This window comes from Limnofasciculus baicalensis BBK-W-15 (assembly GCF_024178385.1).
GTDB classification, from domain to species: domain Bacteria; phylum Cyanobacteriota; class Cyanobacteriia; order Cyanobacteriales; family Coleofasciculaceae; genus Limnofasciculus; species Limnofasciculus baicalensis.
The window spans coordinates 1-9,071 of record NZ_JAMZMM010000012.1; the positions used below are offsets into that span (position 1 = coordinate 1).

Annotated in this window: 11 protein-coding genes; 5 read left to right on the forward strand and 6 right to left on the reverse strand. The window is 43.9% G+C overall.

Translation table 11 applies throughout. The features are described 5' to 3' along the window. From NJ959_RS02435 to NJ959_RS02445, 3 genes are all read right to left on the reverse strand, one after another. Positions 1–1,606 (reverse strand): DnaB-like helicase N-terminal domain-containing protein (locus NJ959_RS02435; protein ID WP_254010151.1); only part of this gene is annotated, 1,606 nt, incomplete at its 3' end. A 764-nt stretch (positions 1,607–2,370) separates the two neighbouring features. Then, positions 2,371–2,784, reverse strand: coding sequence for a hypothetical protein (locus NJ959_RS02440; protein WP_254010152.1), 414 nt, complete (start codon positions 2,782–2,784; stop codon positions 2,371–2,373). 297 nt (positions 2,785–3,081) lie between these two features. Next, on the reverse strand, positions 3,082–3,654 hold the full coding sequence (locus NJ959_RS02445; protein WP_254010153.1) for a hypothetical protein: 573 nt from the start codon (positions 3,652–3,654) through the stop codon (positions 3,082–3,084). A 277-nt stretch (positions 3,655–3,931) separates the two neighbouring features. Between NJ959_RS02445 and NJ959_RS02450 the strand changes: the two genes are divergently transcribed. Continuing rightward, positions 3,932–4,231, forward strand: coding sequence for a helix-turn-helix domain-containing protein (locus NJ959_RS02450; protein ID WP_254010154.1), 300 nt, complete (start codon positions 3,932–3,934; stop codon positions 4,229–4,231). A gap of 324 nt (positions 4,232–4,555) precedes the next feature. Here the strand turns inward: NJ959_RS02450 and NJ959_RS02455 are convergent, their stop codons facing one another. The 3 genes from NJ959_RS02455 to NJ959_RS02465 form a co-directional block, all read right to left on the reverse strand. Beyond that, the gene (locus tag NJ959_RS02455; protein ID WP_254010155.1) at positions 4,556–4,888 is read right to left on the reverse strand and encodes a hypothetical protein; all 333 of its coding nucleotides are present in this window, start codon (positions 4,886–4,888) and stop codon (positions 4,556–4,558) included. 61 nt (positions 4,889–4,949) lie between these two features. Continuing rightward, positions 4,950–5,249, reverse strand: coding sequence for a hypothetical protein (locus NJ959_RS02460; RefSeq protein ID WP_254010156.1), 300 nt, complete (start codon positions 5,247–5,249; stop codon positions 4,950–4,952). 223 nt (positions 5,250–5,472) lie between these two features. Further along, entirely contained in the window at positions 5,473–6,027 is a 555-nt protein-coding gene (locus NJ959_RS02465; RefSeq protein WP_254010157.1) for a site-specific integrase, read from the reverse strand. A gap of 161 nt (positions 6,028–6,188) precedes the next feature. On the opposite strand from NJ959_RS02465, the gene NJ959_RS02470 reads away from it, so the two are divergent. From NJ959_RS02470 to NJ959_RS02485, 4 genes are all read left to right on the forward strand, one after another. Further along, positions 6,189–7,151 carry an endo-1,4-beta-xylanase gene (locus tag NJ959_RS02470; RefSeq protein WP_254010158.1) on the forward strand — a complete coding sequence of 321 codons (963 nt, stop codon included), beginning with the start codon at positions 6,189–6,191 and terminating at the stop codon, positions 7,149–7,151. Between the two features lie 10 nt (positions 7,152–7,161). After that, positions 7,162–7,530: a hypothetical protein gene (locus tag NJ959_RS02475; protein WP_254010159.1), complete on the forward strand. Its 369-nt coding sequence runs from the start codon at positions 7,162–7,164 to the stop codon at positions 7,528–7,530. A gap of 174 nt (positions 7,531–7,704) precedes the next feature. Next, positions 7,705–8,478 carry a hypothetical protein gene (locus NJ959_RS02480; protein WP_254010160.1) on the forward strand — a complete coding sequence of 258 codons (774 nt, stop codon included), beginning with the start codon at positions 7,705–7,707 and terminating at the stop codon, positions 8,476–8,478. Between the two features lies 1 nt (position 8,479). Beyond that, positions 8,480–9,071 (forward strand): hypothetical protein (locus NJ959_RS02485; protein ID WP_254010161.1); only part of this gene is annotated, 592 nt, incomplete at its 3' end.

Below are 9,071 nucleotides of genomic sequence, written 5' to 3' on the forward strand. Positions count from 1 at the left end.
ACCCCCGTCCCAGTGAAAATTTAGAAATCAGACCGTCCCGTGCCAACTCCGCACAACATGTCCTGATGTTCCCCGTTGACCCGCCGAAGTCGTTCTGCATCTCAGCTACCTCGAACCTGATGTTCGGACGGCTTCTGAGGAATTTAATTATTTTATTCTTGGTGGTGGTGAGCGCTGCGTCTTCGTGTTTCTTATGCTCACCGAGACAACTCCAGGTTCCGGTATCTGGGATTAGTTCCAATTCGTAGCTAACGGGTCTCCGCGAACGGCTCTTGTTAAAAACCAGTAATCGTTTGGTGGAGTCTGGGTTCTTATCGTCTGGGTTTGGTTCCAGAGATATCACCTCTGATGATGAGTTCTGGATTGCGGTTGTCCCTCTCATTCCCCCCGCCTTATTGGAGTGGTGGATGAGGATAATGCAGCAGTTCATCTGTTCCGCTAGTTTCCTCAAGCGGAGTACAGGCCGGGCATATTCAACGTCATTCTCTGAGAATAAGGAGTAGGTCGATACCGACGTGAGACAGTCAATGATAATTACGTCTGGCTTCCACTCTTGAGCCTTCTTTAATAACTGGGGAATTTTGTCGATACTCCACTTCATCTTGAGAAGAATGGGCATGTCCTCGGTTATTCCCCGTCGGTGGAAAGCCGTCACCATCTCGCCCAATGTTTCGTCTGTCTGGATTAACATTATCTTCCGCTGGGCTGCGGTTGTGCTAAATCCTTCGTTAAAGCTGTCACTACCCCAAGGTGTACCAGTAACGAGGGAGTAGATGAAATCGTAAACCAAAGTGCTTTTACCACATCCCCCTGGTCCGTGGATAGTGACTAGGGATTGTGCTGGTAATAATCCATGAAGGAACCATTCTCTCTGGGGAGGTACAGTGTTGAAGATTTCCTGGATAGACTTAAAGCCTTCATCCTCTTGAGATGACATATGACTGAACCACAAATTCTCTAAGTCTTTAACCGACTTAATTCCTACGTCTGCGTATTTTTTACACAGGCGATTTTTCTCCCAGAAACGGAAGCCACTGTCCTCAATGTTCATCTCTAACCGCTCAAACTCTTGAACGGCTTGTTGATACCTTGAGTGATTTCGGTCTTTTCCACCAACAAGGGATTGTAGTTCGGTTGCCTTTTCCTTGAGGTAAGAGAAGCTTTCGTCTAGTCTCTTTAGCGTCTCATGTCCACAGTAATGAGCATCTCTGCCAAGTTCTATTAATTGTCGGCGCAGGTACTTCTCATTAATCAGTTCGACATATTTGTCGATATTAACAGTAGATACTACCGTCTCTACTAACTGAGCTAATTTCGCCTGACCGCCAATCTTATCCAGTTGTTTCTTGTCATGCAAATATGTGCAGATGGTCATCAAATCGACCATGCCATCTCTACTCAGACACACCAAACAGCCTCTATAGATGATACGATGAGCCTCCAGGTAAAAGGCATCCGGTGTAAGCTTATCTTTTATTCTCGGAAGAGCTGAAGTGTCTAATAGGATGCCACCCAGAACTCCTTCTTCTGCCTCGGTATTTTGAGGGGGGGCACTGAATTCGTGCCCTTGCCGTACTAATGAATCTCGGTCTATTATTGCTGTCATTCTCTTTGTTCCTTGTCCGTCTTTTTGGTTATGCACTGCCGTTTAGTTAAGATGGGATTTACTCGCTGAATCGTAAATCTTATTTACTGCGCTTGACTCGGCGTAAATTATCATCATTCTTGCTAGTAAATTAGAGAGAGCGGAAGCAGTTCCTATGTCTGAGATGAGTCCTTCTCTGTGACGTATTTTCATTTTTTCTATGTCTGTAGCGACGCTAGCCAAGGCATCTATTGTTGACTCTTCCTTGTGGTTTTGATAGGAAATAACAACGGTAATAGAGCTTGCGGGGTCTCCTTGTGTTGCGAATACTCGGAGATTAAATGTAACTTGGCTGTCCTGGAAGTCCATGAATTTAATCCTTAAAAAGGAATATCTGAATAATCAACCCACTCTTTTCCCCTTAAATCCCACCGAGGCTCTAAGTAACTGATAGCCGAGGGATATTTAATCATCAATAAAGGGAAGTCCATTATTCTCTCTAAAAGGGCAGTCCAGTGGATAAAGATACTGAATCTCGTCCAGGCACTGCCGCTTCTTAGTTCTACCTCGAAATGTGTTTCTATCATTTAATAGTGAATCTCTATTAAGCCCTCTTGACTGACCAATTCCTTATCATTGATTCCGCCAGTAACCTTCCTTGATATTGATGTAAACGGGCTAATGTGATTGTAATTAGCTCTCAGTACTCCCTTCTATCGCCAAGGTCTTTTGGGAGCGTCCCGGTAAGCCTTGGCAATAGTCGAAATTTTGCCGTCCATCACTGATTAATGTAAATAGCGATCGTCTTCATCCTCCTCGTTACCATCGCCTTCATCTTCCTCCGTCTCGCCCCCTTTGTATGCGCTCGGGGGAAGTACCACCACGTCAATTAATTCGACAAGACCCGGAATGATATCTATTTTTCCCGCATTACGAATTCCTTGGGTTGTCAAGAAATTCGATACGGCATTCCATTGATCTGTTGTATTTTTGAGATTGGCTTTTAGGGTGCTAATCTCATACTCCAGTTCTCGCTTATTGTCTTCTAAAGCTGATGTCCCATTCATGGATTCAGCCTCTAATCGCAACCTATCATATACCTCTACAGGAGTCTCGTTTTCTTTCGTTTCACTACTAAGCGTCACGTAGAAGTTTTGTTCGGTTCTATTGTAAACCGTAAATTGAAGTTCTACTTTCATGTCTTCCCCTTGGAGTTTTCTTGTTAAAATCAGTCGGTCTTACTAGTTTGATTGTGTCAGTAATTACGATTGTTAGTGTAATTAATGCACTGTTAGCCACATTAATTGCGGATACCAATTAGTCTGTTGAGGGCTGAAGACAACAAGATAGCTGACCTTCTTGTCTTCACCTTACAGATAGGGATGTAACGCGCCTGATTCAGCGAACCGAGATGTTGCTTCCGACGGAAGAAGATAGCTCTATCGCTTGCAAAGAAACATCCAGCTACATTAATACTTGAGCCGTCACGGACAACTTCAGACAGGCAAATCTTCCTCATCACTGTCCTTTTTTGGGTATTTTCCAGTTATGTGTCTGTACAATTCCGAATAGCTTTGTTCGTCCAGATTCAAGTTCTCTCCCGAAGTTGGCCAGACAGCAGGAGTAGGACAGCCAATCGGCTTTCTTGCAAGAGCGGCAATGATTGACAAGTTAAGGATAGAACCGTCTAACAAAGCAACCCAATCACCAAACTCTGACGGCAAGCCTTTCGTCGAGTGCTGTGGAAGAGATGTCGTACATTCCTCTTTCACTACCTGTATTTGCTGGTATTCTTCTGGTTCTGGATAGCAATCATTAGGAAGGCTTGTACCAAGTGATTCCGTATCAAGCAAACCTTTTATATCCTTAATGATTACTTCAATCTCTCTGAGCTTTTGCAAGAGTTCGTAGTCCACTGATGGGAAATGGATTCTGAAGCCAGTAATATCGTTTGCTGCTTCAGTCGCCAGGCATCCGATTCTGACGAGAAAATCATGTATTTGGCTGTAGCGCCAATCTGGTTCGTCCGAGTAGTCGGGTTCATCTAAGAAAAAATCTTCACTGTCCATAGTTTCTTGGTGGATGGTTAGAAAATGCGATCGCCCGATCCAGAGGCGATCGCATGTCGATGGAGTTTATGAGTTTGTCGCATGTGTCCAAATTTTGATTACATCTATAACCTCCTCCAAGGCGAATGGGTAGGAGAAGCTCGTGCGGCACAGGGTAACTGTCCGTGTCGAATTTTCTCTGAAGTTCTGATAATCTTTGCGACATGGAGATGGTAGTCAGTCACTCCATGTCGCTTGTTCTTTCCGTGACCGATGCCATTTGGTATCGGCTTTTGCTATGATAGACAAAGATAGAAGATTAGTCAATCCCGATGGACAAATGCTGAGAAGCTTAAGAAAAACACTTAATATGTCGCAGCCAAAGTTCGCCAAGGAGTTTGGCGTAACCAGAGATACTATCAATCGATATGAGATGGGATTGCGCCAGGTGAGGCTCTCTCTGGAACAGTTTTTGACGTTGCTTAGGCTACTGCAAAAGGCGAAAGAATCTGGGAATTCGCTAGGCCCAGACATCAGTCAGTATCTTGACGAGATAATTGAGCGAACGGAGCAGATGGTAGAACGAATTGACGATTGACGAGTATTGGTTGCCAATTGTTGAGAGAATATAAAAGCCCCCTTTAACTGAAGTAAGGGGGCTTTATCATCAGGCTTGTAGTTCAAACATACCATAGTTCAAAAGTACTAATTAGTGGTTAATACTTGCGTGAAACCCTTGTAATGATGCAAAAGGAACTAACACGCGACTCGGTGTGCCTGAGACCAGTGTCTAGCGAGCAGGGAAGGGGAGAAATGAAATGAGATTTACTTTCTCCCCAATGAATCCGGTACTCAAGTTAATGGGCATGGCAGAGCATCTATGGGGATGTCTGCTCAATGAACCAAATTGGTCATCGACTGATTAGTCCTGGCGTTCCTTCAGGACTTGAATCAGTTCTGCCAGCAAGCGGTTATTCTCTTTTGCGGCACGAGCCATGACTTGCTGGCACTTGAGGAGGTTCTGGAGTAACTGTTTCATTTCCTCCTTCTCCTGTGCCTCCAGAGCGAGGGCTTCCTCCCGCTCCTTTCTTTCCTTGGCTTCTAGTTCGAGCAAGTTTCCGTCCAGATACTTATATGCGCGTTTATCTTTTTCTTCTAAACGAGTTATTGACCTGATATCCTTGTACAGAAGGATTCCTAGCAATACTAGAGCCGTAGAAATAGTAATCCAGAAAAACAGAGTTAGGTCGTACATTGAAATTTCCTCAACCGACATCTCCCTACATTCAACTACTTTTGCCTACATCGACTTGCGCTTAACGACCATAGCGATCGCGAATTAAATCTGCGATCGCCTTTTCATAGCACCACTCCTCACTCCGGTCACGGTTGTAGTCATGAGCGTGAGCCACCAGTCGTCGTGCCAGTGCATGGTTACCACCACAGAGAGTTAATAGCCTCTCTTCTAGCTGTGGGTCAACCCGTTTCTTCCGCGCGATTGGCTTTACCAAAATCTTGCCAGTACTCACTCCGATCGCCTGGAGTACCATCCAGATAGTAACCCCGATTAGCCCCGCGAACAGTAAGCAAAGCAACCCGAATATCAACTCCACCATAGACTTACCCTGAAGACAGCTAAGTTTAATCTTCGGGGATAAGGAGCTTGGATATATTAAAATTACTTAAAGATAGGCTTACCACAGGAATGGGTCTATCAGCTCTCTGGTCAAGAAGCCCAACAGGAACAGCAAGTAAAACATTAAAGGTAACTGGTCATCAAGCATTAGATATTCTCTAGGTAAGTATTGTGAGGGTGATTGATGGAATAGAACCTGGCTGTCAAGAATAAGCCCGGTGATTTACTCTGGGGTCACAGAAAGATGCCTGTTCTCCAAAAGAGAAACAGACATTCCCTCCATACCTGTTGGCGTAGCGGAATAAAGTTGTCTCGCTCAATCCTGTTATTTTCTTGAGGGCGGCAATATTGTAGCCACGGCTTATTAACTGCCTGATGTAGTAAGTGCGAATATCTTTTGGCGATAAACCTGAGAATTTTAACCCAGATTTGTCGATAGCACGTCGTAGCGCATTTGTCGTAGATCGGAGTGAGATTGGCTTGTTAGCGACATGAGGGCTAGGAAACAACCAAGTATTATCATCAAAGCGATCGAAATAATGGAGGGATTCCCCTAGCGCCGATGGCACTTCCACCTTTCTGTCCTTGAATGTTATTGTCTGATACTTGCCTTTCTCTCTGCAAATATCACTAGTTCTCAGTGCCAGGATTTCGGACCACCTAGCCCCAGTAAAAACAGATATATCAAGAATTAGCCTGTGCGATTCAGAACAAAGATTTCCCCGGATTATTTTGTATGTCTCCTCTTTAAAGTCCATTGCAAGCCCCCTCTGTGAAAACTTGTGCTTCGGCAAGGCTAGTTAAATTATAAGGGAATGTCTTGTCAAGTGTCGATATCCAACTTTGGACAAAACTGGATATCGACATTTAAAGACAAACTTGTTACTGTTTATGAGTGAACAGGTAGAGAAATTTGACAATGAACTCCATTGGTTCATCCGTGAGGTTCTCCGGTCTAAAAGACAAAACATACGTTAGTTTATTGACGGAACATTTTGATTACTGGTATCCAGACAATGGATTCCGGTGGCAGGAGAAAGGAAAGACAGAGAGTAATAGCCAGTCGAGAGAAATTGTCACCTTGGCTAATCAGAGAGGTAAGTCTGTTCGTGGAAACAACCTTACCAGTGCGACAAATGTAATAGTCAAAAAGGAGGTCACAGAATGGGAAGTTAAGTATCACCTAGAGAAGACTATGGAGCAATTCCCAGAGATAGAGTACTGGGATGCGGTACATGAATCCACAACGGACAATGGTTATGACCGTAATTGTGTTTGGAAGCGTTCATTGGGAGAAGACTGGGAAGCTGATATATTCCGGTGGGCACACGAAATAAACCCTAATGCCAAGCTATTCTACTGTGACTATTTCAGAGGTAAAAATAAATGGCTGACTGTCCATCAAAAAGCCATGCGCTGGCTTGGCGAGGGAGTACCAATCCATGGAATATCAGTACAGCTTCACAGCAACCTTAGACCATCGGTACTGGGGAAGAACGCATCATTGGGGATAAAAGAAGCCGAGTGGTGGATGAAGAAGTTCAAGGATTTAGGATTATTACTTCATGTACCAGAGATTGTGGTTTGGCAACCAGCAATAACTGCGGATATTCGCAATTTCCAAGGGAAGGCTGACCTCTACAAAGAGGTACTGAGAAAGGGGATGGGGGATTTTCTGTTGTTCACAGAGGACGTAGAAGAACTCCAATCCAAAGTGTACGCAGAGATAGCAAAAGCTTGCATGTCTGCAAGCGCAGACATGATAGGCTTTTGGTCGGCTTTTGATACTTATCCTTGGAATTGGGTAGGTAACAGAGCTAGGGCTGGATTCTGGGATGAAAACTACAAGCCCAAGAAGAATTTTAAATTATTAACACAATAGAGGAACTAACGTGGCAGAACCTACTTTATCAATCTTTGGTGAGGGAACAACACAAGATGAGAACTTCCTGAATATTTCTAAGGCTGGATTGGCAGCAAAGATTGCAGCAATCGCTCTTAGCGAAGGAGAGGACGCTGCCTTTACTCCATCCTCAATAAACAGCACGGAATCCATAGTTGCTTGTATTCTCATGTGTTTGGCGGCGGAAATGACACAGGAAAAGAGAACCGCAGACAAGCAAAACGTTCAGATAGTAGTTACCTCATCAGGAAAATCCTTAGATGCTTTACAAGCAGGTGAGGAAAGCTTGGTCTTTAGTTACCGAATCGAATGTTACCAGCCTGTTAATTTACCAGGATTAAATCCAGCTTCTTACTAAACCACTATGGCAAAGTACTTGAGTGTAGACGAATGTACTGATGAGGGAGGAGTAAGCCTTCTTTACACTAGGAATGGCAAGGAGAGGAGCTTAAAATCGACAGTCCCTTTGTTAGTAAAGGTTGGGAAGGTTGTACCGACAAACGTCACCGTATTCATTGACAATTCCGGCAGTATGGATGACGTAAAGGAAGACATTGCTTCCTCAGTTAAAGACAGTCTTTTTGCTTCATGTAGAATCGTATATCCGAAGGATGAAAGATGGCTTATATGGATAAAAAGCGCTCTATTCTTTGAGGAAGAGTCTGTTGCATTGGTATTCATGGATGAGAGTACTCCCTATAAAAAAGATTCCGAGTGGAAGGAAGACTTGGCACATTTTCTGCCTGCTTGGACTCCACTGCCGAAGTCTTATGCGCACATTTTTCTTATTGATGACGAGGGAGAGGCTTCCTCTGAGTTAATTGAGCAAACTAATGAGGCTTTTCGGTTTCTAGGGCATACTGGCTATTCTTTTTCTGTGCATAAGACTGAGGATGTCGTGACAAGTATTGAAAGGGGAGGTGGAGGCACTTCCTTTGATCACAAGACTCAAGGCAATCCAAGAAAACCAGTAGCCACCAGGGGAGCTATTAATCGCTTTCTTGACACCATAGAGGGTGGATACCGCATGGAAGTATTCTCTGCCCCCTCATTTAATGTGGCAGATATATTGGCGATGAAAGCCAATAATCAACCTATTCCTGACTGGATGTTTCGCGGACCAATTTTGACTGAAATGTCTAGTCAAGCGATTGATGTGGAGTTTGAATGTAACAGCAGATGCCCTATTGGTTCTTTTGAAATCGAGTCAAATACTCCTCCAGAGTGTTTTCCTTATCAAGTCGCTATTGATTCTATAAGGGAACTTAATAAGTATTTATTTCAATTAGAAGGATGGAAATTGTAGTATGCTTTTGAAAATTGGCGGACAGGAGCAACTGCTCCGCGTGGTGTTGCAAAACACTGCAAGAGCGACTGCTGTTGTATCCGTACAGGCCACAACAGTAGCAAAGGTATTGCCCTTCACTGGAGCGATTGTCAGTGTATTCGGAACCGTGTCTTCCTTCACTGTTTCCCTCCTTGCCCTAAAGGCTGTGGGCTTAAGAGGGGACTCGCTAGACAAGGCTCTAGACGGCCACGCGGCTGAACTGTCTAGAATCTATAGCACGATAACAATCTTAAGCAATAGAATTAAGTCTCAAGAAGAAACAATCAGAATCCTCAATACATCACTGGATTCGTTCAATTCCGACCTTATCAGTCTTGGAAACAAATACCAAAACCTCAACAATATTGCAGCCCAAGCCAATAGTAACGCCAGTAAAGCGCTGGCAGATATTGACAGAACTATCAAGCCCAAGTTGATATCTCTCAATAATGACACTGCTGAAGCCAAGAGTAACGCTTCTCAGGCGATAATAAGAATCAACAATATTAACCTTGAGCCAAAAATCAAGGACTTGAACGACGATACTGCTGAAGCTAAAAGCAATGCTTCTC

Bases quoted from the DNA above. Each gene is read 5' to 3' on its own strand.
- NJ959_RS02445 (WP_254010153.1), bottom strand. From the start codon at position 3,654: ATGGACAGTGAAGATTTTTTCTTAGATGAACCCGACTACTCGGACGAA.
- NJ959_RS02460 (WP_254010156.1), bottom strand. From the start codon at position 5,249: ATGGTGGAGTTGATATTCGGGTTGCTTTGCTTACTGTTCGCGGGGCTA.
- NJ959_RS02480 (WP_254010160.1), top strand. From the start codon at position 7,705: ATGGATGACGTAAAGGAAGACATTGCTTCCTCAGTTAAAGACAGTCTT.
- NJ959_RS02440 (WP_254010152.1), bottom strand. From the start codon at position 2,784: ATGAAAGTAGAACTTCAATTTACGGTTTACAATAGAACCGAACAAAAC.
- NJ959_RS02450 (WP_254010154.1), top strand. From the start codon at position 3,932: ATGATAGACAAAGATAGAAGATTAGTCAATCCCGATGGACAAATGCTG.
- NJ959_RS02470 (WP_254010158.1), top strand. From the start codon at position 6,189: ATGAACTCCATTGGTTCATCCGTGAGGTTCTCCGGTCTAAAAGACAAA.
- NJ959_RS02465 (WP_254010157.1), bottom strand. From the start codon at position 6,027: ATGGACTTTAAAGAGGAGACATACAAAATAATCCGGGGAAATCTTTGT.
- NJ959_RS02455 (WP_254010155.1), bottom strand. From the start codon at position 4,888: ATGTACGACCTAACTCTGTTTTTCTGGATTACTATTTCTACGGCTCTA.